Below are 23,721 nucleotides of genomic sequence, written 5' to 3'. Positions count from 1 at the left end.
TGCCGGGCCGAACCCGCGCAAGTGGCGGCCACGCGCCGCTAGTTGGAGTGCACCGGAGGAGAGGGACGTACCGCCGGTTCGTCCGTGTCGGCGACGGCGGTGGTCTCCCGTCGCCGCAGGCCGGCGACCAGGCCCACGATCACCACGGCGATGCCCAGCCACACCCACGGCCCCGGCACCCCGGCGCCCGAGACGGCGCCGACGACCGCCGCGGCCAGGGGCGCGATACCGGTGAGCAGCCCGGCCCGCCCGGCGCCGACGGAACGTACCGTCGAGTACCACAGGACGAAGGCGACCGCCGTCACCATCAGCGCCAGGTAGCCGGCGGCCGCCCACTGCTCCCCGGTCAACTCCCGTGCGGCCGAAGGGCCTTCCATCGTCAGGCCGAGGACGGCCAGCATCACCCCGCCTAGCCATGTCGCGTGCACGGACACCCCCCACGGTGAGTGCCGACCCAGCACCGGCACTGCGAGCAGTGTGAACCCGGCCTCGCAGGCCAGGGCCAGCGCCGCCCAGGCCACCCCGACGGCATCCGTGCGGCCCGTCCCCTGCACCAGCACCGCGCCCGCCATGACCACGGGCGCCGCGAGCAGGACCTGCCGACTCGGCCTGCGCCCCTCCAGCAGCGGGCCCACCACCCCGAGAACCAGCGGTACGCACGCCACCGCGACGGCGATCACCGCGGGCTCGGCATGCGCGACGCCCCGGACCACGGCCACGTTGAACAGCACCAGACCGCTGAGGGCGAGCCCGGTCAGCCACAGCCACTCCCGTCCGCGCGGCCACACCGGGCGGGCACCGGCGAGGCGGGCGAAGACCAGGAGGATCGCGGTCGCGGCCGCGTAGCGGACGGCCTGGGTGGTGAACAGCGGGGCGTCCACGAGATGGCGGGAGACGGTGACGCTGCTGCCGACCAGCACCATCCCGACCATGCCGGGAACGAGCTGGGCGAACGAGGCGGAAGGGGTGTCCATGCGGTCCACCCTGTCTGCACAATGGACGCCATGGGCAGATCCAAGAAGTCATCGGTCGAGGGGTCCAAAACGGGAGCGATGAGCCCCGGCCTGTCCCCGTCCCCCGCGGACCGCACGTCGGCCGTCGGTTCGGACTTCCTTCAGCTGGACATCGGTCAGGCGCCGACCGGTGGCCGTACCGCCTGGCTCGCCGACCAGCTGCGGTCTGCGATCGCCGACGGTCGGCTGCCCGTCGGAACCCGGCTGCCCGCAAGTCGGGTGCTGGCCGAGGAACTGCGCGTGACCCGGGGCGTGGTCACCGAGGCCTACCGGCGGCTCGGCGAGTCGGGGCAGATCGCCGGACGCGGCCGACTCGGCACGGTGGTCGTGGCGGCCCCCGCGGAACGGCTCCGCAGAACGAACGGCTCCGCACTCGCGGCTCGGCCCCCCGGCGAGGCCGCCACAGAGCCGCGCGAGCACCCTCACAGTCCGCCCGGCTCGACCAACCGTGAGGGCCCGCACGGTCCCACTGACCCCACACCCCGTGATCACCCCCACGACTCGCCCGTTTCCGGACCCCATGACCCCGCCCCCGGCGCCTCCATGGCCTCCGGCCCCACCCTGTTCACCTCGGCCGTCCGCGACGGCGTCGTCGACGTCCTGCGTGCCCAGCCGTGCCGTATCGATCTCTCTCCCGGCGTCCCCGACCTCGCGGCCTTCCCCCGCACCGCCTGGCTGCGCGCCGAGCGAGCCGTCCTGGCGGGAGTCACCCCGTCGGACTTCGCGTACGGCGATCCCCGCGGCGCCCTCGCACTGCGCCGCGCCGTCGTCGGCTGGCTCGCCCGCAACCGGGGTATCCGCGCCGATCCGGACGAGGTCGTGGTGGTCGCCGGTGTGGCGCAGGCCCTCGCCCTGCTGGGTCGGCTGCTGTGGGAGGAGGGGATCCGCCGTATCGCGGTCGAGGACCCCGGATCGCTGGGCGCGCGCCAGCAGTTGGAGTACGGCGGCCACACCGCCGTTCCCGTCCCCGTGGACGAGGGCGGCCTCGACGTCGGCGTGCTCCGCGCGAGCGGTGTCCGGGCGGTGCTGTCGACCCCGGCCCACCAGTTCCCGACCGGCGTGGTCCTGGACGGGGAACGCCGACGCGAGCTGCTCGGCTGGGCGGCCGACGGCGGGACGGTCATCGAGGACGACTACGACGCCGAGCACCGTTACGACCGCCCGCCGGTGCCGGCCCTGCGCTCGCTCATGCCCGACGGCGTCTGCTACGCGGGCAGCGTCTCCAAACTGCTCGCGCCCGCGCTTCGGGTGGGCTGGCTGCTCGTGCCGCCGGAGCGGCTGGACGCCGTCGTGAGGGCCAAGCGCTACGCCGACCTCGGCACCGGCATCCTCACCCAGCTGGTCCTCGCGCGGCTGATGGACTCCGGCGAGCTGGAACGACATCTGCGTCATGTCCGGCTACGTCATCGTCGGCGCCGGGACGCGATGCTGCGGGCGGTCGAGACGCACCTGCCCGGCGCCCGCGTCCACGGGGCCGCCGCCGGTCTGCACCTCATGCTGACCTTCGACGACCGGGGGACCGGCCTGCGCGACACAGACCTCGCCGCGGCCGCTCTCGCCCGGGGCGTCAAGGTGCACCCCTTGTCCTGGCACCGGATGAGCGCAGGATCTCCCGGCCTGGTCCTCGGCTACGCGGCCGGCCCCGCCCACGAGATCGACGAGGGCATCGCGCTCATCGGCGAGGCCCTGGGCGGTCTGCGCTCCGCCCGGTAAGAGCCCCGTCGGGGCGGATCACCGGCGGTCGTCGAGATGCCGCAGGAGATGGCCGGTCAGCCCGGCCAGCCGGGCCACCTGCTCGGCGGACAGCGCGTCGAAGACCAGTCGGCGGACCGTTTCCACATGTCCCGGAGCGGCCTGTTCGATGGCGGCCCGACCGGCCGGGGTGAGACGGAACGTGGCGCCGCGCCGGTCGCTGGCGCAGTCCTCCCGCTCGACCAGGCCCCGGCGCTGCATCCGGGAGAGCTGGTGGGACAGGCGGCTCTGTTCCCAGGCCAGGGCCGCGCCGAGATCGCGGGCGCGCAGTCCGTCCTCGGCGGCGTCGTGCAGTCGGCCGAGCACCTCGTAGTCGGCCACGGAGATACCGTGCGCGTCCTGGAGCTGCCGGCCCATCAGGGTCTGCAACCGGGAGTTGAGCTGCATCAGCCCGCGCCAGGCCTGCTGTTCCTCGTCGGTCAGCCACTGGGTCATGGGAGCAGTCTAGGGGAATGCATGATGGGTCATGTAAGTTGGATGATGCGTCATGGAACCGGCCGCGGCTCGGCCCGGCAGGCAGGGAGCGCCCCATGAAGACCGTCACCGTCGCCGCGTTCGGGGCGGCCCCCGTGCTGTGCGACGTCCCGGAACCGGCCGTGGGCCCGGGACAGGTCCTGGTGCGGGTGGCGGCCCCGTCGGTGAACTGGCTAGACGCGGGCATCGCCCACGGCATGTTCGCGGGCACCGCCCCGCACCGGCCGCCGATCACCCTCGGCCGTGACTTGGCCGGTACCGTCGAAGCGGTGGGAGAGGGTGTCCGCTCGGTCCGGACCGGCGACGAGGTCTTCGGAGTCGTCCCGATGGGGCACACCGGCCGCGACGGGGCGTGGGCCGAACTCATCGCGACCGGCGAGCACACCCTGGTCCGCAAGCCCGTCGGCGTCGACGCCCTGGAACTCTCGCCAGGCGACACGGTCCTCGTGCTCGGCGTGGCCGGCGGTATCGCCGTACAGCTCCCCCGCTCGGGCGGTGCGACCGTCCTTGCGCCCGGACTCCCCGAGGACGAGGAGTGCCTGCGCGGCCTCGGTGTGAGCGAGGTCCTGCCGCGCGGCGGGGATGTCGCGGCGGCCGTACGCCGGCCTCTCCCCGAGGGGGTCGACGCGCTCCCGGACGCCGTCACCCCGTACGAGATCACCCCCTATGCGCCGGCCTCGTCGAGCCGGGCGGCCGTACCAACGTCCAGTACGTCCCATGCGCGGAGATCCTCGCGCACCTCGCACAACACCCCGCCGACGGCACGGTCACCGTGGCCGTCCAGCAGACCTACGCCCTCGCCGAGGCGGCCGAGGCCCTGCGCGCGCCGGCCACCCGGCACACCGGCGGCAAGCTCGCCCTCCGCGTCGCCTGAACCCCTCAAGGAGCAGTCATGACCTCACAGTCGACGAAGCAGCGGATCGTCACCCGTGTCACCGACAAGCAGGAACTGGGCCCCGACGCCCAGGTCGACGACAAGGCCCTCGTCTTCGTGCCGACCGACCCGGCGCTGACCGACCCCTTCCTGGCCCTGGTGGAGGACCGGTTCTCCACGCCCGGCTTCGAATGGCACCCGCACCGCGGCCTGGAGACCGTCACCACGGTGGTCGGCGGTGTCCTCGAACACGGCGACAACCTCGGCCACGCCGGAGCCCTGGAGCCCGGCGAGGTGCAGTGGATGACCGCAGGCCGCGGCATCATCCACCGCGAGCTCGCCTACCGCGACGAGCACGCCCACGTCCTCCAGATGTGGCTCAACCTGCCCGCCGAGAAGAAGCTGACGCCCTCCCGGTACCAGGACCTCACCAACGCGGCCATGGCCCGCGTCCACGCGCCAGGCGTGCGTATCGACGTCCACGCGGGCACCGTCGACGGCGTCACCGGCACCGCGAACACCCATCACCCGGTGCAGGGAGTGGTCGCCACCCTTGACCCGGAGTCCTCCTACGACCTCGAAGTCCCCGCAGAACACCGCCTGTTCGCCCATGTCATGGACGGGCGCCTGCTCGTCGGCGGCCGTGAACTGCGTGCCGGACAGACCGGCTGGTCCGACCCGGTCACCGGCCCGGCGACAACCGCCCTGCAGCTCACGGCAGTCGATCCCGAGCGGCCCGCCCGCGTCATGGTGTACAGCGGTACGCCCCTGCGTGAACCCGTCGCGCTCGGCGGCCCGTTCGTGATGAACACCAAGGCGGAGATCACCAGGGCCTTCACCGACTTCCACTCCGGCGCGTTCGGCCCGGTACCGCGCCAGGCGCGTCTCGCGTACGACCGCTGAGTGGCGGAAGGCGGTCGCAGGGCCCCTGGGTAACCTGATCGCCGCCTCCGGCACGCTCTCATACTAGTGAAGTACTCGTGAAGTACTCGTGAAAGGCAGAACCCCCGCATGCCCCTCCACTGCGCCGTACTCGACGACTACCAGGGCGCCGCCCTCACCTCGGCGGACTGGAGCCCCCTCGCCGACCGGGTCGAGGTACGCACCGTCCGCGACCACATCGCCGACCGGGACAAGCTGGTCGCCGAACTCGCTGACTGCGAGGTCGTCGTGGCCATGCGGGAGCGCACGCCCTTCGACGCCGACCTCCTGAGCCGACTGCCACGGTTGCGTCTGCTGGTGACCACCGGAATGCGCAACGCCTCCATCGACCTCGCCGCGGCGGCCGCGCGGGGCGTGACCGTCTGCGGGACGGGCAGCAGCGCCACCCCGCCCGGCGAGCTGACCTGGGCCCTCCTCCTCGGTCTGGCCCGGCATGTCACCACGGAGAACCGCACCCTGCGTGAGGGTGGCCCCTGGCAGTCCACCGTCGGCCAGGACCTCCACGGCCGGACCCTGGGCGTGCTCGGACTCGGCAGGATCGGCACCCGGGTCGCCCGCGTCGCCACCGCCTTCGGCATGGAGGTCCTCGCCTGGAGCGAGAACCTCACCGCGGAGCGCGCGTCCGACGCAGGTGCCCAACTCGCCGTGAGCAAGGAGGACTTGCTCCGTCGCAGCGACTTCGTCTCGATCCACCTGGTGCTGTCCGAGCGCACCCGCGGCCTGATCGGCGAGCCGGAACTGCGGGCCATGCGCCCACACGCCTACCTGGTCAACACCTCCCGTGCCGCCATCGTCGACCGCACGGCACTCCTGCGCGCCCTGCGCGAAGGCTGGATCGCCGGGGCGGGACTCGACGTCTTCGACACCGAGCCGCTCCCCGCCGACGACCCCCTGCGCTCCCTGCGCTCCCTGCCCAATGTGTTGGCCACCCCGCACCTCGGCTATGTCACCGAGGGCAACTACCGGACCTTCTACACGGAGGCGGTGGAGGACATCACCGCCTTCCTGGACGATGCTCCGGTCCGGGTTCTGACGGACGGCGGCGCCTGACGCACCGGTCTCAACGCCCCGGCGCCGGCCCGCTGCTCGCACGGACGACGAGGTCGACCGGGACCAGCGACTCGGGCCGGGGCGGCTCCGCCGACCCGTCGATCCGGCTCAGCAGCAGCCGCAGCGACCTGGTGCCGATCTCCGCGAAGTCGGTGCGTACGGTCGTCAGCGGCGGCAGTAGATGCGCGGCCTCGGGGATGTCGTCGTAGCCCACCACACTGACCTCGCCCGGGACCGAACGGCCCGCCTCGTGAAAGGCGTGCAGGACGCCGAGGGCCATCTGGTCGTTGGAGACGAACACCGCGGTGACATCCGTGCGCCGGACCAGCCGTCGGCCCAGGTGGTAGCCGGAGTCGGAGCTCCAGTCCCCGACCAGCGGCTCGGGGATCCGCGCGCCGGCGGCCTCCAGCGTGGAGCGCCAGCTCGCCAGCCGGTGGTCGGCGGAGGTCCAGCCGCTGGGCCCCGCGATGTGCCAGACGGTCGAGTGGCCGAGCCCCAGGAGATGCTCGGTGGCCTTGCGGGCGCCCTCCCGCGAGTCGCCGGTGGCCCGCTCGGTCTCGGGGTCGAAGCCGTTCTCCAGCACCACCAGCGGGGTGTCGAACCGGGTGTCCGCCAGGGCGTGCCCCACCCACAGCTGCGGGGCGATGGCGATCACCCCGTCGGCGCCCTCGGCCGAGAGCCGGTCGACGGCCTCGACGACCGTGTCGTGCTCGGCCGTGTCCAGCGCGATGGCGCTGACCAGGTAACCGGCCTCCTGGGCCGCCGTGTTGATCGCGGTGAGGATCGAGGCGGGTCCGTAGCGGGCCGCGTCGAAGGTGATGACCCCGAGCATCCGGGTGCGACCGCTGGCCAGTGAACGGGCGCTGCGGCTGGGGCGGTAGCCGAGTGTCCGCATGGCCGTCAGGACCGCCTCGCGGGTCTGCGGCCGGACCGAGGGATGCTCGTTGAGCACCCGGGACACGGTCTGCTTGGACACACCGGCCAGCCGGGCCACGTCGTCCATCACCGGGCGCGAGCCGGCGAAGTTGCGTCGGCTGCGCCCCTTCGGAACGGCTCCTTCGGCGGCGCTTGGGCTCATGGTGGCGGTTTCCTCGGCGTGATGGTTGCGGTGCTACGGCGGTCCCGACCCGCCCGGGGAGCACAGCATAGGCGGGCCGGTCCCGGGGAATCCGGCGGTGGCACCAGGACCCATGGAGCAGATTCACGGGCAGGTCAGCCCGCCCGGACCGCACGGACGCGGTGGCTGATCAACTCGCCGTGCGTGACGACGGCCGTCTCCCCGGCACCGCCCGCCCGCTCCGGCAGATGGACCGGCGCCTGCGTGTGCAGGGGCAGCACCCGCACGCGCAGTCCCTCGGTCCGCGGCGCCTGCGCGGGCAGCCGGTCCAGGCCGATGTCCCAGACCCGCCCCGCCCAGAACTGGTCGGCCACCAGCGTGTCTCCCACGTACGCCCGCCCCACGTCCCCGCTCCAGTGCAGCCGCAGCAGCGTCCCGGGCGGCAGCGCGTCCGGCACCTCGACGCGGTACTCGGCGGCCACGGTGTCGAAGTACTTGTCGGCCGGCGCGCTCGCCCGTCCCTGCACACCGGTGACGGGCTCCGGGGCGGGCCCGGCGGCCCGGACGAGAGTCACTTCGACAGGGGAGTCCGCGCCGGCAGACGCTGCCGGGACCGTGTAGCGGGTGAACACCCCGTCCGCGACCGGCTCCGCCGTCACCCCGTCCACCACGGGTGCCCGCTCCGGGGCGGGCAGCACGGCGAACGACGTACCCGAGCCGTGCAGCCGTACCTCGTCCCGGTCGAAGACCACACCGTCACCGCTCAGCACCAGCCGCTCGGCACCCCACGCCTCGCCCCGGTAGGCGGTACGGGCTGTCGCCGCGTCCAGCACCAGCAGTCCGACCTGCCCGCCGTCGGCCGTGTCCACCTCCACGAGCGCGTCGGTGCCGGGGCGAAGCCCGGTCACCAGCAGGCGGTCGCCGACCGGTGTGACATCGCCGGTCGGGGTGCGGACGGCCGCCACCGTGCCGGTGTCCAGGGCGAGTTCGGGCACGATGCCGTCCGTCGCGGCCAGCACCAGGACCGTACGGCCCTCGACGTCGACCGTGCACACCGGCTGGGCGGTGGCCCACTCCAGCCGCAGACCGGCCACGTCGAGGCGCAGCGGCCAGCAGAAGTACGCACCGGTCGGCACAGTGACAGGAGCGCTGGGCAGGGTCAACTCGCCGCCCGTGGACGGGAACTCGACCGTGAACGACGTCTCCGGGTGCTCCGGCAGTGGCTCGTGCGGCTGGTGGTTGTTGACGAACAGGAAGCCCGAGCCGCCGTCCCCGCGCACCGCCCACCGCAGGGTGTCCCGGTCGTACTGCCCGTCCGGCTGCCGCTCGGGCAGCGCGGACTCCATGGGCGCGATCAGGTGTCCGAAGTCCGCCAACAGCAGGTGCTGGAGCCGGAGTTCGTGGTAGGTGCGCCGGTACTGACCGTACTCGCCGAGCGGTGCCTGGAAGTCGTACGTCAGGACGGGCAGGTCGTTCGGATAGCCGGTGGCGTGCGACTCCTGGAGGGTGCTGAGCCCACCCGCGGGGTTGGTGCCGCCGTGGAACATGTAGTAGCCCTGCCAGACCGAGCCGCAGCCGATCTTGGTGAGGCCGAGCGCGCCGATGTCGTCGGGGTCGACGTACGGGCGCCGGTGGTACGACACCGCCATGCCGCCGCCCAGCTCGCAGGTGGCCCAGGGGAACCGGTCCGCGAAGGCGTCCGGCTCGCTGCCGCGTACGGTCACCGGCCGCAGGTCGGACCCGATGCCCTCGTCGTCGCGCTGGTGGGTGAAGAAGAAGTGCTTGCGGCAGGTGTCGGGCCAGCCGCCGTCGGCCTCGGTCCAGAAGGTCTCGGTGTAGCCGCCGTAGAGCGGAAGCAGCTCGTCCGGCGGGAGTTGGACACCGCCCCACGCGGTCGAGGTCCACAGGGGAGCGCTCAGTCCGGCCTCCTGGGCCATCCGCTTCAGCGTCAGCAGATGGCCCGGCTGGTCGTAGAGCTCGTTCTCGATCTGGATCGCCACGATCGGGCCCCCGTGCGCCCGGTCGAGACCGCTCAACTGCTCGGCGATCGCCGCGAACCAGGGGCGTACGGCGTCCAGATAGGCGGGGTCGTCGGTGCGGGGAGTGCCGGCACGGGCCAGCACCCAGTCGGGCAGACCGCCGTTGCGTACCTCCGCGTGGGACCAGGGGCCGATGCGCGGGATGAAGTCCAGTCCGTGGCGGGCGCACAGCTCGGCGAATCGGCGCAGGTCGCGGTCGCCGTCGAAGCGGACGCGGCCCTCGGTCTCCTCGTGGTGGATCCAGATGATGTAGCTGGCGACAGCCGTGACCCCGCCCGCCTTCATCTTCAGCAGCTCCTCCTCCCACTCCCCGGCGGGGTAGCGGGAGTAGTGGAACTCACCGGAGACCGGAAACCAGGCACGCCCGCCCCGCGTGAGCCAGCGGCTGGTGACCTCGATCGGGTCGGGCACCCCGGGGGCGTCCGAGAAGGGCAGGTGCCCGGTCAGCGGAGGCCCCGCGGGGGAGGGGACGCGCAGGTGGTGCGGGTGGGGCATCAGTCGCTCTCCGGTCCGAGGTCGGGCGTGTCGGTGAGCTGGGCGCGGGTGCCGGTGGTGGCGTGCAGTTCGAGCACTACCAGTTCGTTGGCGCCGGGGCGCAGGACGGGCGCGGGCACGTACAGCGTGTGCTGCGGGCCCCGGTTCCAGTAGCGGCCGAGGTGGAAGCCGTTGACCCAGGCCTGGCCCTTGGTCCAGCCGGACAGCGACAGGAAGGTGTCCGCCGGGGTGTCCACCTCGAAGGTGCCCCGGTGGAAGGCGGGTACGGCGTCGGTGGTCGCCTCGGACGGGCCGAACGGCACGTCGGCCAGATCGTCAAGGGGCACGGCCCGGCACTCCCACCCCAGCAGTTCGGCACCACGGAAGGACACCGGGCCGAGCAGCCCCTTGGGCGCGCCGATCCGCGGCCCGTAGTTGACCCCGCCCATGTTCTCCACGAGCACTTCGAGCACGGCACCCGTGTGCGGCACGCGCACGGGCACTGTCTCGTCGTGCCGCTCCCGCTCCAGTACGCCGACGCAGGCGCCGTCGACGAAGACCTGGGCGCGGTCGCCGACCCCGCCGGGGAAGTGCAGCAGACCGTCCCCCGAGCCGGGAAGCGTGGTGCGGTAGAGCGCGTAACCCGTGTGCGCGCCCAGGTCGTTCATCGTCACCGGGTGCTCGGTGCTCACCGAGGAGAGACCGCGCACGTACGGCAGCAGCGGCGCCCGGTGGCCCAGGTCGACGTCCGTCACCGGGAGCTTGGGCGCGGGCGCCGGCGCGGGCTCCTCCGGTGCGGCCGTGTGGCGGGCGATGACCTCACGGAACGCGTGGTACTTGGGGCCGGGGTCGCCGCTCTCGGTGAGCGGGGCGTCGTAGTCGTACGACGTGATGGTGGGCTCGTAGGCGTGCTTGTGGTTGGCGCCGTTGGTGAAGCCGAAGTTGGTGCCGCCGTGGAACATGTAGATGTTGACCGAGGCGCCGGCCGACAGCAGCCGGTCCAGGTCGGCCGCGGCGTCGGCGGCCGGGCGTACGTGGTGCGGGCCGCCCCAGTGGTCGAACCAGCCGATCCAGAACTCCGAGCACATCAGCGGACCTTGGGGCTGGTGGGCGCGCAGGGCGGCCAGGTTCTCCTCGACCCGGCTGCCGAAGGTGACCGTGGCGAGGGTGCCGGGCAGGGTGCCGGCCGACAGGTGCTCGGCGTTGGCCTGGTCGCAGGTGTACAGCAGCTCCTCGACGCCCCGGTCCCGCAGCGACTGGTGGACGTGCTTGAGGTACGCGGTGTCGTCGCCGTACGCCCCGTACTCGTTCTCCACCTGTACGGCGATCACCGGCCCGCCGTGCGCGGCCATGAACGGGCGCAGTACGGGCAGGAGTTGGTCGAGGTAGCCGTCGAACGCCTCGGTGAAGCGCGGGTCGCTGCTGCGCAGCCGGATGTCGGGGTCGGTGAGCAGCCAGGAGGGCAGACCGCCGTCGTCCCACTCGGCGCAGATGAACGGACCGGGGCGCAACAGGACGTTGAGGCCCTCGTCCTGAGCCAGTCGCAGCCACCGGGGCAGGTCGAGGAAGCCGTCCAGGACGAGCCTGCCCGGCTCCGGCTCGTGGAGGTTCCACGGCAGGTAGGTCTCAATGGTGTTGAGGCCCATCAGGCGGGCCTTGCGCAGCCGGTCGGTCCACTGGTCGGGATGGATACGGAAGTAGTGCATGGCCCCGGAGATGATCCGGAACGGCTTGCCGTGCAGGAGGAAACCGTCGGAGGACGTCGTCAGAGCGGGCATGCGGGGCATCCCTTCAAGTCAGTGGGAATTCAATGGGGTTCGGGTGCTGCGGACGAGCCAGAGCGTGGCGGCCAGACACACCGCCGAGACACCGCTCAGCAGCAGCGGAACAGCCCGGATCCCGGACCATTCGATGGCCTTGCCCAGCGCCGGTCCCGCCGCCACTCCGCCGATCATCGAGGCGGCGATGACCAGGGCACCGGCCCGGCGGGCGCCGGGGGCGGCCCGGTGCAGCCAGGGCAGACCGGTGGGGAAGACCGGCGCGATGAACAGACCGACACCGGCGTACGCGTACGGTGCCAACTCCTTCACCGACGCGAGCAGTAGACAGGCCGTCATACCCGCGCAGGAGACCGTGATGATGGTCTGCGCCGAGAACCGGAGCGCGACCGGGGCGACCAGGAAGCGGCCCACGGTCATCATCAGCCAGTAGACGGAGGTGGCGGTCGCGGCCACCCCGGCGCCGTACCCCACGGCCTCCAGATGGGTGGGCTCCCAGCCGCCGACGCCCGCCTCGATACCCACGTGCAGGACGTAGAGCGCGACGAATACCGAGAGCACCGAGGCAAGGCTGCGACTGAGTGTCCCTCGGGCGTCGGGTCCCGTGTCGCAGGGCTGTGGCGCCCGGTTCTGAACGCCCTTCAGGCACAGCAGCAACGGCAGGTTGACCAGGGCGAATCCGAGAAAGACCGCCGGATAGCGCCCGGAACCGACCGCGCCGATGAGCGCGGGGCCGAGGATCGCGCCCACGCCGAAATGCGCGTTGAGGATGTTCAGCATCGCGGTGGAGTGGTGGCCGAAGCCCACCGCGAACAGCTGGTTGAGGCCGTAGTCGATGCCGCCGAACCCGAGGCCGGCCAGCAGCGCCGCGGTGAGGGCGGTCGGCCAGTTCGCAGCCAGCGCGAATCCCGCCGCACCGACGGCCATCAGCAGATACGAGCTGCCCAGGAGCCGCCGGTTGCTGATCCGGCCGTAGAGCCGGTCGAAGAGCAGCACACCGGCCACTCCGCCGACGAAGTGCGCGCTCAGTCCGAGCCCGGCCCCGGAGGGAGACAGGCCGAACTCCTTGCGGAACGCGGGGATCGCCGGGCCGTACAGGGCCTGGAGCGCGCCGATGAGGACGAACCCGACGCAGGAGGCGACCACTGCGGCCGGAGTGAAGACCGGAGAGCGGGAGGGCGCCAGTGTTGCGGACATGGAGGTTGATGTTACCGGTAACATTCCGGCCGTCAAGATCCTTGGGCGAATGAGGGGAGGCGGCAAGGCTTTGGACTGTTGGTCCAGCGATTGGACTGCTAGTCTATAGAGACTGCTGGAGGAGGGAGGGTTCGATGGATGCCGAGCGGGACGCGATCCTCGCCGCGCTCACCCCGGTCGTCGACGGGATCGCGGCGACCTTCGGCCCGGTGTGCGAAGTGGTGCTCCACGACTACCGGAATCCGGAGAAGTCCGTGACGGCCATCGCCGGAGCGGTGACGGGGCGCACGGTCGGTGGGGCCATGAGCGAGATCGGCATGCGCATGGTCGCCCGGGGTGACGAGGCGGCCGACGAGCTGAACTACGTCACCCGTACCGACAACGGGAAACTGGTCAAGTCCTCGACCATGCTGCTCCGAGACTCCTCGGGGGCGGTCTTCGGAGCCCTGTGTGTCAACGTCGACGCCGGCGCGGTGAGCCAGGCCCACGCCCTGCTGGGCGCACTGGCAGGGATCGGTGCGACCCCTGCCGAAGCTCCCGTCACCACCTTCGGGGACGACATCGACTCCGTGGTGGACGTCATGCTCGACGCGCACCGGCACCAGTCGTGGGCGCTGCTCGACCGCACCGGGCGCCTCGACCTGTTCCGGAGCCTGGACGAACGGGGCGTGTTCGCGGTGCGCCGGGCGATCGAACAGGTGGCGGGACGCCTCGGGATCTCGCGGGCCTCCGCCTACAGCTATCTGTCCCAGTCCCGCAAGCAGGCGCACGACGGAGGACACTCGTGACGACCACCACCCCACCGGTCACCCTCGACGACGTCCTGGACGCGGCCGCCCGGCTCAAGGGCGTGGCGCACCACACCCCGGTCCTGCGCTCGCGGACCTTGGACGCCCTGGTCGGCGCCGAGATCTTCCTCAAGTGTGAGAACTTCCAGCGCGTCGGAGCCTTCAAGTTCCGCGGCGCCTACAACGCGGCCTCCCGGCTGACCCCGGATCAGCTCGCCCGTGGCATCGCCGCCTACTCATCCGGGAACCACGCCCAGGCCGTCGCCCTGGCCGCCCGAGAGCTCGGCACCACCGCGGTGATCGTCATGCCCGAGGACGCCCCGCGCTCCAAGAGAGCGGCCACCGAGGGCTACGGCGCCGAGATCATCACGTACGACCGCTACACCGGCGACCGCGAGGCCATCACCGAGGCGCTGGCCGCCGAGCGGGGCCTGACCCTCATCCCGCCGTACGAACACCCGCACGTGATGGCGGGACAGGGCACGGCCGCGCTCGAACTCCTGGAGGAGACGGGCGAGTTGGGCGCCCTTCTCGCTCCGGTCGGCGGCGGCGGACTGATGGCGGGGAGCGCGACCGCCGCCAAGGGTCGGTACCAGGGGATCCGCATGATCGGCGTGGAACCCGAGGCCGGCGACGACACCAGGCGGTCCCTCGAAGCGGGGCGGCGCGTCAGCATCCCGGTGCCGAAGACCATCGCCGACGGACAGGCCCTGCACATGCCCGGAGAGCTGACCTTCTCGGTGAACCGGCGGCTCGTCGACGAGGTCGTGCTGGTCTCCGACGACGAGATCCGCGCCGCCATGCGGTTCGCCTTCGAGCGGCTGAAGATCGTCGTCGAGCCCAGTGGCGCCACTCCGCTGGCGGCCCTGCTCAGCGGACGGGTGAGCGGCCTGCCTGACCGGGTCGGGGTGATCGTCTCCGGCGGCAACGTCGACGCGGAGCGGTTCGCACGGCTCTGCGCGGGCGGGGACTGACACCTCGGCCATCGCGAGGGCGGCGTCCGCACACCACCGGCTCCGCGTCGGCAAGGCCTGCCCCCGTCACTCGAATGGCAGTCCCGGCTGGACAGGCGGACCATGGAGGGATGGGGCCCGGCCCCCGCCGGTGCCGCCCAGGAAGGGTGGGAGACGGAGACCGGCCCCGGCCGTACCGCAACACGGCCGGAAGGGAGAGCCGTCATGTTTGAGGTGAAGACGCTCGACAAGCCGGACGAGCGCCGCGATTTCCCGCGTGGCCACCTCGAAGCGGTCCACATGAGCGGACTGGACTTCGCCGTGGGCACCTTCGAACCGGGCTGGCGCTGGTCCGAGTCCGTGGCGCCCATCGCGGGCACCACGAGCTGCGAGGTCCACCACAACGGCTACGTGGTCCAGGGCCGCATGCACATCCTCATGGACGAAGGCGGCGAGGGCGAACTGGGCCCCGGCGACATCTTCGTGGTGTCACCCGGGCACGACGCCTGGGTCGTCGGCGACGAGCAGTGCGTGGTCTACGACTTCGCCGGTGGCATGGCGAAGGACTACGCGAAGGGCAAGTGAGACCAGCCCGTCCCGGACCGTCGACGCTCACACCGTGACGACGATCTTCGCGCGCGCGTGCTCCACCTCCAGATGCCGGATGGCCTCGGCCGCCTCGCTCAGCGGATACATCCGCTCGACGGCCGGGGCGATCTTTCCCGCGTCGGCGAGTTCCCGCAGGACCGTCAGGTTCTCCTTGCGTGCCTTCGCCGGGAGTTGTAGCACCCGTTGCCGGACGAAGGGGGAGAGGAGCACTCCCCGGAGCGTGAGCCGGACCGGGCCGAGGGCGCTGCCGCCCTCGTACACGCCACCGCCGGACAGCACGACTGTTCCGGCCGGAGTCGTCGCGCGCCGCAGATCGCGCAGTGAACGGTTGCCGACCAGATCCAGTACGACGTCGTAGCGGTGTCCGGCGCGGGCGAAGTCCTCGCGGGTGTAGTCGACGATCTGGTCCGCCCCGAGCGACCCGACGAGCTCGACGTTGCGTGCGCTGCACACAGCGGTCACCTCGGCGCCGTACGCCTTCGCGATCTGCACGGCGAAGGTGCCGACGCCGCCCGACGCGCCGTTCACCAGGACGGACTGCCCGGGCTTCAGACCGGCCACGTCCCGCAGTCCGATGAGCGCGGTGTTGGCGGCCAGCGGCATCGCGGCGGCCTGTTCGAAGGTGAGCCCCGCGGGCTTGAGGTCCGTCTCGGCGTCCTTGGCACACACGAACTCCGCGAACGTACCGTCCGCCTCGCCGTACACCTCGTCGCCGGGATGCAGCCCCTTGACCTCCGGGCCGACCGCCTCGACGCGGCCCGCGAAGTCCCGGCCCCGGATCCGTACCTTCGGCGCCCGCAGCCCGAACGCCAGCCGGGCGATCTTCGGGTCGCCGCGCAGATAGTGCCAGTCGTAGGCGTTGACCGAGGCCGCGTGCACCCGCACCAGCACCTCTCCGGCGGCCGGCACCGGCTGTTCGACCTCCCGCAACTCCAGCGTGTCCACCGAGCCGTAGCCGTCCTGGACGACTGCCTTCATGGGACCCCCTCCGTCCTTTCGGAGCGTAGGGAAGAGGCATCGACTTGCCATCGGAAACCGAACGGTTTACCCTTCTGGGCGTAGATAAACCGATCGTTTTTTCCGACGTTACTGGAGAGTTCCCCCCATGACCACCATCGAAGGTTCCGTCGCCCTGGTCACCGGTGGCAGCCGCGGCATCGGCCGGGCGCTGGTGTCCGCCCTCTACGAGCGCGGAGCCAAGAAGGTGTACGCCACCGCCCGTGACCCGCGGACCGTCACGCACCCCGACGCCGTCCCGCTGGCCCTCGAGGTGAGCGACTCCGCCTCCGTCGCGGCCGCCGCCGAGCAGGCACAGGACGTCACCCTGCTGATCAACAACGCGGGCGCGTCCGTGGGCGCGAGCTTCCTGGACGCGCCCGTCGAGGACGTCCGCCGGGAGTTCGAGACCAACTTCTACGGCCCGCTCCTCGTAACCCGCGCCTTCGTCCCGATCATCGAGCGCAACGGCGGCGGCCACATTCTCAACGTCCACTCGGTGCTCTCGTGGCTCGGCGTCGCAGGCTCCTACAGCGCCTCCAAGGCCGCCCTGTGGTCGCAGACCAACTCCCTGCGCCTGGACCTGAAGCCGCGCGGCATCGAGGTCACCGGCCTGCACGTCGGATACGTCGACACGGACATGACCACGGGGATCGACGCCCCGAAGGTCACTCCGGAGAGCGTGGCGGCCCAGGCCCTCGACGGCATCCAGTCCGGCGCCTTCGAGGTGCTCGCCGACGACCTGACCCGCCAGGTGAAGGCCGGACTCGCGGCCGATCTCAGGGCGCTGTACCCGCAGTTGGCGGCCTGAGTCAGCGGAGGGGGCGTGGGGCGGTCCGCCGGTGGATGCTCCCGCCGGGCGCGTACCAGCCCGCCTTCTTCCGGACCGCCGGGCTCGGGTCCCCGGCGCGACTGGCCTCCAGGGCGGCGACGGCACGGCCGTCGGTGTGGGCGAACTTGCCGACCAGTTCCGCGGCCCTCATCCGCACCCGCGGATCGGGATCGCCGGCCAGATGCCGCAGCGCGGGTTCGAGGACCTGCTCCGCGCCCGGCGCACAGGTGTCGCCCTTGCACCGGTCGCAGGCGAGCGCGTGGAACGCGGCGATCCGGACCCGGGCGTCCGGGTCGTCGGCCATGGCGGTGAGCTCGCCCATGGACTCGGTGTCGACCAGGTGGTCGAGGAGACGGCAACAGCCCTCGCGGACGGCCGCGTTCGCGTCTCGCAGGCCGGCACGGACGGCGGTCAGCGCGGCCGCGTCGCGCCTGAGCAGCTCGTGGTAGGCCGCGACGGCTCGCTGCGGGTCGCCCAGGCAGGAGACGAGGGCTTCGTTGTCGGTCCTGACGAATCCGAGCATGACCTCAGTGTCGAACCGCAACGCCGGGCCCGGCAAAGGGGTTTCGGCGACCCGCTCAGATCGGCAGCAGCCGTCCCACGAGCGCGCTGAGCTGCCGGACGTTGCGGCACTCGTGCATCTCCACCAGCTCGGCGTACTCGTACGCCGCCGAGTCCCCCGTGCCCCACTGCGCCCGCGCCTCGGGGTTCAACCAGTAGACACGACGCGCCCGTTCGGTGATCTCCCGTACGGCGGACAGGTTCGGGTCGCTCATGTTGGTGCGGGCGTCACCGAGCACGAACACCGTGGTGCGCGGGCTCAGCGCGTCGCCGTACCGCGACGCGAACTCGCCCAGTGCCACGCCGTAGTCGCTGCTGCCGTGCCAGCCCGTGAGGGTGGCCTCGGCCCGGATGCGGGCGCTGAGTCCCTCCGCGTCGGCGGCGCCGTGTTCGAGGAGCCGGGTGACCTCGTCGAGCCGGTTGACGAAGGCGAACACCCGCACCTTGCTGAACTGGTCGTGCAGCGCCTGCACCAGCAGCATCGTGAAGTCGGAGAACCCCGACACCGAGCCCGACACATCGCACAGCAGCACCAGTTCGGGACGGGCCGGCCTGCGCCGCCGCAGTACCGGCTTCATCGGCACCCCGCCCGTCGACAGGGAACCGCGCAGAGTCCGCCGTAGATCGATACTGCCCCGCGCGGCACGACGGCGACGCGCCGCGAGCCTGGTGGCGAGCTTGCGGGCCAACGGCTGGACCGTGCGCCGCAGTTCGGCCAGCCGGTCCTTGCCCGCGAACAGGAAGTCGACCCGGTCGGTCGTCGGGGCCACCGCCCGTCGCGCGATCTCGTCCGTACCCCGCCGCTCGGCGACCCGCCGCCGGGCCTCCGCCGCCACCAGCGCACGGAACGCCTCGATGCGCCGCCGGATCTCGTCCTCCAGCAACCGGTCGGTGAACCCCGACATGCCCTGCTGCCCCCGCACATCGTCGCGGACGCGCGCGAGCAGGGTCTGCGGGCGCAGCCGGTCGAGGGTCTGGTACGACGACCAGCCGTCCGAGGAGGGGGAGTTGCCGTATCCGCCGAACCCGTCGACCGCCTCCGTCGCGAGGCGTGCCATCAGGGTCTCGTCGTTCGCGGCGAGAGCCTGGGCGAGCCGCTCGCGCAGATCCTCCCGGTCCGCGGGTTCGCCGCCGGGCGCGCCGACGCCCCGTGGGAAATACAGGTCGAAGACCGGGTCGAACACCTTGCGCTGGGCCGGTCCGTGCAGCAGCGTCGCCGCAAGACCCTCCCGCAACAGCTCGCGGTCCGCGAACCCCAGCGCCTCGACCGCCCGCCCCGCGTCCACGGTCTCGCCGGTCCCGATCCGCACCCCGTGCGCGCGCAGGGCGCCGACCAGGGAGGTCAGCCGGTCGGCGGTGCTCACACCGCGTCCAGATCGAGCTTGGCCCCGGCCTTGAGGATGTCGTCCTGGTGCTTGAGCAGTACGCCCAGGCTGTCCCGTACGACCGTCTCGTCGAGGTGGTCCGCGCCGAGCGCGAGGAGCGTGCGCGCCCAGTCGATGGTCTCCGCGACCGAGGGCACCTTGCGCAGGTCCATCGCCCTGAGCGCCCCCACGACCCGGACCACGGACTTCGCCAGCGTCTCGTCGAGGCCCGGCACCTTCAGCCGTACGATCCGCCGCTCCAGCTCCTCCTCCGGGAACCCGATGTGCAGGAACAGGCAGCGGCGGCGCAGGGCCTCCGACAGCTCACGGCTGGCGTTGGAGGTGAGGACGACGAAGGGGCGGCGGGACGCGGTGATCGTGCCCAGTTCGGGGACCGTGACCTGGAAGTCGCTCAGGACCTCCAGGAGCAGCCCCTCGACCTCCACGTCTGCCTTGTCGGTCTCGTCGATCAGCAGCACCTTGGGCTCGTCGCCGCGGATCGCCGTCAGCAGGGGCCGGGAGAGCAGGAACTCCTCGCTGAAGATGTCCGTGCGGGCCTCGTCCCAGGTCTCGTCCCGGCCGGCGCTGATCCGCAGCAGCTGCTTGGCGTGGTTCCACTCGTACAGCGCCCGGGACTCGTCCACGCCCTCGTAGCACTGCAGCCGCACCAGCTGCGCCTGCGCCACCTCGGCCACCGCCTTGGCCAGTTCCGTCTTGCCGACCCCGGCGGGGCCCTCGACCAGGAGCGGCTTGCCGAGGCGGTCGGCGAGGAAGACGGTCGTGGCGACCGCGGGGGAGGCGAGGTAGCCGGTCTCGGCGAGGCGCACGGAGACGTCGTCGACGGATGTGAACAGCAACGGGGCCTCCAGCGCGGTGCGAACTCGTTTCCAACTATCTAAGCGCTTGTTCACCTCTTCTGTCACGTGGTCGAAGCCCAGTGGACGCGGCCGACGGGCAGGAGGAAGGGGCGTCACCGAAGTGACGCCCCTGGACCGACCGCCGCCCTTCACGCCGCCAGACCCACCGCCTCCACCGCCGGAGCGCGCAGTACCCTGCGGGCGGTGGCCACAGTGGTCCCGACCGTCGTCGCCGCCGCGATGGACACCATCGCCAGCCAGATACCGAGACCCTGGTGGGGCAGTACCGAGTCGGTGCGGACGACGGTGAACGGAATGATCCCCGCCAGCGCGGCCAGCGTGCCGAAGAAGAGCCCGACGGCCGTGAGGATCAGCGACTCCGCGCCCACCGTGCCCAGCACCTGCCCCGGCGTCGCCCCGGCGAGGCGCTGCTGCCCGAACTCCCGGCTGCGGTACGTCGTCGCCGCGTACAGCGAGTTGACCAGCATCACGCAGACGAACACCACGATGATGCCGACGACCGTGAGGTTCAGTGTCTGCAGGTTCTTCGCCTCGACCGTCCGCACCGCGCCCGAGGCGTCCATGGCGTCACTCTCCACGCCCTGCATGTACAGCGTGGCGACGGACACCGCCGTGAACAGCACCAGAGACATCAGGACCCCGGCCAGATGATCCGCCCGTCGACGCAGGTTCCGCACGGCCAGCCAGCCGCTCGCGCCGGTCAGCGGCAGCCGGTCCAGGACGCCCTTCAGCAGCCGGGGCGCGAGCAGTGCGAACCCCACGGACAGCAGGATCGCCCCGTACGCCGGCGCTGCCATGAGCGCCTCGTCCGACGCCGAGAAGGCGAACGTGGAGGTGGCCGACAAGGCACCGGTGCCGAGAGCGCCGTACGCGAGGAACGTCCGCGCCCGGCCCCGTGGCCGACGCGTGCGGGTGGCCCGTCGCACGGCGAGGAACGCGGCGCCCGCGGCGGCCACCAGCGTGATGTCGACACCCGACAGCAGCGCCACGGGACCGAAGGAGTGTTCGACGTTCGCCGCGACCTGGCCGCTGTCCTGGAAGGCGCCCAGCAGCGCCTGCCCGCCGAGCATCGCCGGACCGATCGCCAGCACGGCACCGATCAGAGCGACCGCCACCGCCTCACCCACGACCATCCGCCTGATCTGCCCCGGAGTCGCCCCGGAGCACCGCAGCAGCTCCAACTCGCCCGCCCGCTGGCGGACGTTGACCGTCAGCGTCGACGCCACGGCGAAGAACACCAGGAGGGTGCCGTAACCGCCGACGACACTCGCCGAGGTGGTCAGGGTCTCCGAGCTCACCGTGTCGACACCGGGCTGTCCCGCCGTGTCGTACAGCGAGTTGAACGTCATGATGATCCCCGCGCCCAGGAAGGCGGCCAGCAGGGTCGCGAGGAACCGTCCGGGTCGTTGCCGTATCGACCGCATCGCCAGCATGAACATCGCTCACACCCCCACCGTCACGTCGTCAGCCAGGTGTGCGAGGCGCTCGGCCACCGCGTCCGGTGTCGGCGCGTCCATCCGGCCCGCGAGCCGGCCGTCCGCGAGGAACAGCACGGAGTCGGCGTAGGAGGCGGCGACCGGATCGTGGGTCACCATCACCACGGTCCGACCGTGCACCCGCACCGCCTCCTGGAGCAGCAGCAGCACGTCCCGCGCGCTGCGGGTGTCCAGGGCGCCGGTCGGCTCGTCCGCGAAGATCACCCGGGGGTCGGTGACGAGCGCCCGGGCGATCGCCACGCGCTGCCGCTGCCCGCCGGAGAGCTGGTCGGGCCGGTGACCGAGGCGGTCACCGAGCCCCACGGAGGTGAGGACCTCCCGGGCCCGCCGCCGGTTCACCTTGCGACCCGCGAGCTTCAGCGGCAGCACCGTGTTCTGCGCGACCGTCAGCGTCTCCAGCAGGTTGTACTGCTGGAACACGAAGCCGACCCGGCCGCGCCGGAACCGCGTCAGCTCGGCCTCGCCGCCACCCGTCAACTCCGTACCGTCCACCCGTACGATCCCGCTGTCCGGCCGGTCGAGACCGGCCGCGCACTGCAGCAACGTGGACTTCCCGGACCCCGAAGGCCCCATGACGGCGGTGAAGGTGCCCCGGCCCAGGCTCAGCGTGATCCCGTCCAGCGCGGTCACGGCACTGTCGTCCGTGCCGTACGTCTTGCTGACCTTGACCAGCCGCAGCGCCTCGGCGGCGGGTCCCGTGTCGTGCGTACGTCGTGAGCCTGTGCGAAACATCGTCGTCCCCCTTCGTCCGGCACTCCGTGTGCCTCGCTGAAGAACCTACGGAGACGGCGGGCCGGGCACATTGGGCGCAGAACCCGTCTTCAGGGGTGTACTCAGTGACACCCACTGGCGGATACGGCAGGCTTGATCACCATGACCGACGGAATAGCCTGGCTCGCCGAACCGGAGTCCATCGCCTGGGGCGGCTACAGCATCGTGATGGCGCGCGACCTCGAATCGGAGTCCCTGGCGCGGCGGGTGGCCGCCACCGCCTTCCGCGGGAGAACCAGAACCCGCTCCCTGGGCGAACTCACCGGCCGCCAGGTGCAGGACGTACTGGAAGGCGTCTTCGAATACGGCCACCAGGAGATCGCCCTGCGCCACGGAGAGCTGGGGGAGTGGTCGTATGTGATCAAGTACGGCGGCTGGCAGGCGGAGTTCGGCCCCACCCCCGCCATCGACCGCGGTGAACTGCACGTCTTCCACCTGGAGTTCGAGGAGGAGAACGGCAAGCCGGTGCCCCCGTCCTTCGCCTACCGGTACGACGAGCGACTGATGTGCACGTTCAACCTGCACCTGGACGGCAGTTGGGGAAACGGCAGCCCCGAGGGCGACCCCGAGACGGTCGCCGCCGTGCACGAGCGGCTCACCGCTGCCGGACTGCCCGACGACGACCTCGACGACCGCCTCGTGCACCGGGCCTGCCTGAAGGTCCTCCAGGATCACTTCGGCCTCTCGCTGCCCCGTCGGCAGATCCTGGAGGAAACGCTCCCCACGCTGCTGTTGAAAGACTCCTGACCCTCGGACGGCCAGGCCCAAGGCGCAGCCGCCGCGAACCGCCGGGTGCGATGGACGCGTGACCGCGCCCCGCACGGCCGCCTCGCGCGACGCGAGTGGACCGCCCTGCCCCTCGCGGTGCTCGCCCGCCGCTGGGGCTGGGCGGCCGGACCCGTCCTCGTCGACGGGGCGATCCTCTGCACGATCCCGTCCCTGGCGACGTTCCGCCTGCTCCTGCCCGGCTACGGCCTCTCCGCGACTTCGGCCTGTTGCCGGCCGACGAGAGGCGCCTCCAGAACGCCGACTACGAGGTCCCGGTCGTGAGCCGCTCCTGAACAGGCCGACAGTTGGCGGCGATTGCCTCCGACGCGGCGTTGTCAGTGGGGCGCTGTACGTTTCGAGGCATGGGGATCTATCTGGTGAGCGTCGGGGCGCGGGAGTGGTTCGACGAGGACGAGGACGAAGGCGGCAGGGGCGCCCTCGCCTCGGCGCTCGGCGAGGAGCTGAGCCGGCGCGGCCTGCCGCCGTACGAGTCCGTGCCGGAGAGACCGGAGCGGCTGGTGCGCGGGGCGGGGCTGTCGTTCGAGGAGAAGCTCGTCCCTCCCATGGACGGGTTCGAGGCGCTGTGCCGGACGCACCTGTCGCCCAAGGAGTACGAGGTGCTCTGCGGCTGGTCCGTGCTGGTGCCGATCTCCCTCGACGAGGAGATCTGGCTGTCGGTCCCCACCTCGTACACCGACACGACGATGGTGGCCGGAGCGCCTCAGGTGCTCGCCCTGGCGGAACGCCTGGCGGGGGCCGTCGCGCTGCCGGTGGACGAGATACCGGCGGCCTGCGACAACCTCGACCTGACCATGTGGTTCCTGGAGGGCCCGGCGAAGGACACCGCCGCCGCCCGGCCCGGACCGTGGGGCGAGGACCTGGACGCGGCCTTCTACGTGGCGCTGTTCCTGCGCGCCGCACAGCACTCCCTGCGGCGCGGCTGCCCGATCGTCTACTGCTGATGTTTCGCCTCCGTGACGTCGGTGACCGTACTGGTGCGGTGCCGGGCCTTCACGGTGCCCGCCACGCCCGGTACACCCGGTTCATGGGGGACA

At 71.9% G+C, this 23,721-nt stretch carries 22 protein-coding genes and 2 pseudogenes; 12 read left to right on the top strand and 12 right to left on the bottom strand.

Going from position 1 to position 23,721, the window contains the following annotated elements:
• Window positions 1-38: 38 nt before the first annotated feature.
• Window positions 39-974 (bottom strand): EamA family transporter, encoded by a 936-nt coding sequence (locus AB0D34_RS22850; RefSeq protein ID WP_362664125.1) that lies wholly within the window; start codon window positions 972-974, stop codon window positions 39-41.
• A gap of 21 nt (window positions 975-995) precedes the next feature.
• Here AB0D34_RS22850 and AB0D34_RS22845 point away from each other — a divergent pair, with 21 nt between their 5' ends.
• Entirely contained in the window at window positions 996-2,726 is a 1,731-nt protein-coding gene (locus tag AB0D34_RS22845; protein ID WP_362664123.1) for an aminotransferase class I/II-fold pyridoxal phosphate-dependent enzyme, read from the top strand.
• 18 nt (window positions 2,727-2,744) lie between these two features.
• On the opposite strand, the gene AB0D34_RS22840 is transcribed toward AB0D34_RS22845, so the two are convergent.
• Entirely contained in the window at window positions 2,745-3,200 is a 456-nt protein-coding gene (locus AB0D34_RS22840) for a MarR family transcriptional regulator (RefSeq protein WP_362664121.1), read from the bottom strand.
• A gap of 17 nt (window positions 3,201-3,217) precedes the next feature.
• On the opposite strand from AB0D34_RS22840, the pseudogene AB0D34_RS22835 reads away from it, so the two are divergent.
• The 4 genes and pseudogenes from AB0D34_RS22835 to AB0D34_RS22820 form a co-directional block, all read left to right on the top strand.
• A pseudogene (locus AB0D34_RS22835) lies at window positions 3,218-3,544 on the top strand (alcohol dehydrogenase catalytic domain-containing protein); the annotation flags it as partial.
• A 47-nt stretch (window positions 3,545-3,591) separates the two neighbouring features.
• Window positions 3,592-4,113 (top strand): zinc-binding dehydrogenase, encoded by a 522-nt coding sequence (locus AB0D34_RS22830; RefSeq protein ID WP_362664169.1) that lies wholly within the window; start codon window positions 3,592-3,594, stop codon window positions 4,111-4,113.
• An 18-nt stretch (window positions 4,114-4,131) separates the two neighbouring features.
• Window positions 4,132-5,016 (top strand): pirin family protein, encoded by an 885-nt coding sequence (locus AB0D34_RS22825; RefSeq protein ID WP_362664120.1) that lies wholly within the window; start codon window positions 4,132-4,134, stop codon window positions 5,014-5,016.
• Between the two features lie 108 nt (window positions 5,017-5,124).
• Entirely contained in the window at window positions 5,125-6,105 is a 981-nt protein-coding gene (locus tag AB0D34_RS22820) for a D-2-hydroxyacid dehydrogenase family protein (RefSeq protein WP_362664118.1), read from the top strand.
• A gap of 10 nt (window positions 6,106-6,115) precedes the next feature.
• On the opposite strand, the gene AB0D34_RS22815 is transcribed toward AB0D34_RS22820, so the two are convergent.
• From AB0D34_RS22815 to AB0D34_RS22800, 4 genes are all read right to left on the bottom strand, one after another.
• Window positions 6,116-7,183, bottom strand: a complete 1,068-nt coding sequence (locus AB0D34_RS22815) for a LacI family DNA-binding transcriptional regulator (RefSeq protein WP_362664116.1) — start codon at window positions 7,181-7,183, stop codon at window positions 6,116-6,118.
• Window positions 7,184-7,317: 134 nt separating this feature from the next.
• Complete coding sequence (locus AB0D34_RS22810; RefSeq protein WP_362664114.1) at window positions 7,318-9,696, bottom strand: beta-galactosidase; 2,379 nt, start codon at window positions 9,694-9,696, stop codon at window positions 7,318-7,320.
• On the bottom strand, window positions 9,696-11,453 hold the full coding sequence (locus AB0D34_RS22805) for a glycoside hydrolase family 35 protein (RefSeq protein WP_362664113.1): 1,758 nt from the start codon (window positions 11,451-11,453) through the stop codon (window positions 9,696-9,698). Before AB0D34_RS22805 ends, AB0D34_RS22810 begins: the two co-directional genes overlap by 1 nt.
• Before the next feature lie 18 nt (window positions 11,454-11,471).
• Window positions 11,472-12,650, bottom strand: a complete 1,179-nt coding sequence (locus tag AB0D34_RS22800; protein WP_362664111.1) for an MFS transporter — start codon at window positions 12,648-12,650, stop codon at window positions 11,472-11,474.
• 134 nt (window positions 12,651-12,784) lie between these two features.
• On the opposite strand from AB0D34_RS22800, the gene AB0D34_RS22795 reads away from it, so the two are divergent.
• The 3 genes from AB0D34_RS22795 to AB0D34_RS22785 all read left to right on the top strand — a co-directional run bounded on the left by AB0D34_RS22795 (window position 12,785) and on the right by AB0D34_RS22785 (window position 14,976).
• A complete protein-coding gene (locus AB0D34_RS22795) occupies window positions 12,785-13,438 on the top strand; it encodes a PAS domain-containing protein (RefSeq protein ID WP_362664109.1) in 654 nt (217 codons plus the stop codon).
• Window positions 13,435-14,412, top strand: a complete 978-nt coding sequence (locus AB0D34_RS22790) for a threo-3-hydroxy-L-aspartate ammonia-lyase (protein WP_362664107.1) — start codon at window positions 13,435-13,437, stop codon at window positions 14,410-14,412. Before AB0D34_RS22795 ends, AB0D34_RS22790 begins: the two co-directional genes overlap by 4 nt.
• A 204-nt stretch (window positions 14,413-14,616) precedes the next feature.
• Window positions 14,617-14,976 carry a cupin domain-containing protein gene (locus AB0D34_RS22785; RefSeq protein WP_362664105.1) on the top strand — a complete coding sequence of 120 codons (360 nt, stop codon included), beginning with the start codon at window positions 14,617-14,619 and terminating at the stop codon, window positions 14,974-14,976.
• Between the two features lie 27 nt (window positions 14,977-15,003).
• On the opposite strand, the gene AB0D34_RS22780 is transcribed toward AB0D34_RS22785, so the two are convergent.
• Window positions 15,004-15,978, bottom strand: coding sequence for an NAD(P)-dependent alcohol dehydrogenase (locus AB0D34_RS22780; RefSeq protein WP_362664103.1), 975 nt, complete (start codon window positions 15,976-15,978; stop codon window positions 15,004-15,006).
• A gap of 127 nt (window positions 15,979-16,105) precedes the next feature.
• Here AB0D34_RS22780 and AB0D34_RS22775 point away from each other — a divergent pair, with 127 nt between their 5' ends.
• Window positions 16,106-16,807, top strand: a complete 702-nt coding sequence (locus AB0D34_RS22775) for an SDR family oxidoreductase (RefSeq protein WP_362664102.1) — start codon at window positions 16,106-16,108, stop codon at window positions 16,805-16,807.
• Window position 16,808: 1 nt separating this feature from the next.
• Here the strand turns inward: AB0D34_RS22775 and AB0D34_RS22770 are convergent, their stop codons facing one another.
• The 5 genes from AB0D34_RS22770 to AB0D34_RS22750 form a co-directional block, all read right to left on the bottom strand.
• Entirely contained in the window at window positions 16,809-17,351 is a 543-nt protein-coding gene (locus tag AB0D34_RS22770) for a HEAT repeat domain-containing protein (RefSeq protein ID WP_362664100.1), read from the bottom strand.
• Window positions 17,352-17,406: 55 nt separating this feature from the next.
• Window positions 17,407-18,753: a VWA domain-containing protein gene (locus AB0D34_RS22765; RefSeq protein WP_362664098.1), complete on the bottom strand. Its 1,347-nt coding sequence runs from the start codon at window positions 18,751-18,753 to the stop codon at window positions 17,407-17,409.
• A complete protein-coding gene (locus AB0D34_RS22760) occupies window positions 18,750-19,607 on the bottom strand; it encodes a MoxR family ATPase (RefSeq protein WP_362664167.1) in 858 nt (285 codons plus the stop codon). The genes AB0D34_RS22765 and AB0D34_RS22760 overlap by 4 nt, the downstream gene beginning before the upstream one ends.
• 152 nt (window positions 19,608-19,759) lie before the next feature.
• Complete coding sequence (locus tag AB0D34_RS22755; RefSeq protein ID WP_362664096.1) at window positions 19,760-21,070, bottom strand: FtsX-like permease family protein; 1,311 nt, start codon at window positions 21,068-21,070, stop codon at window positions 19,760-19,762.
• A gap of 3 nt (window positions 21,071-21,073) precedes the next feature.
• On the bottom strand, window positions 21,074-21,859 hold the full coding sequence (locus AB0D34_RS22750; RefSeq protein ID WP_362664094.1) for an ABC transporter ATP-binding protein: 786 nt from the start codon (window positions 21,857-21,859) through the stop codon (window positions 21,074-21,076).
• A gap of 141 nt (window positions 21,860-22,000) precedes the next feature.
• Here AB0D34_RS22750 and AB0D34_RS22745 point away from each other — a divergent pair, with 141 nt between their 5' ends.
• The 3 genes and pseudogenes from AB0D34_RS22745 (at window position 22,001) to AB0D34_RS22735 (ending at window position 23,628) form a co-directional block, all read left to right on the top strand.
• A complete protein-coding gene (locus AB0D34_RS22745) occupies window positions 22,001-22,645 on the top strand; it encodes a hypothetical protein (RefSeq protein WP_362664092.1) in 645 nt (214 codons plus the stop codon).
• A 45-nt stretch (window positions 22,646-22,690) separates the two neighbouring features.
• Window positions 22,691-22,885, top strand: a pseudogene (locus AB0D34_RS22740) (hypothetical protein); the annotation flags it as partial.
• A 143-nt stretch (window positions 22,886-23,028) separates the two neighbouring features.
• Window positions 23,029-23,628, top strand: a complete 600-nt coding sequence (locus tag AB0D34_RS22735) for a hypothetical protein (RefSeq protein WP_362664090.1) — start codon at window positions 23,029-23,031, stop codon at window positions 23,626-23,628.
• Window positions 23,629-23,721 lie beyond the last annotated feature (93 nt).

It is taken from the genome of Streptomyces sp. NPDC048420, assembly GCF_040651535.1.
In the GTDB taxonomy this organism is placed as follows: domain Bacteria; phylum Actinomycetota; class Actinomycetes; order Streptomycetales; family Streptomycetaceae; genus Streptomyces.
The sequence above is the reverse complement of the archived record's forward strand: the minus strand, read 5'-3'. Positions and strand labels throughout refer to the sequence as shown.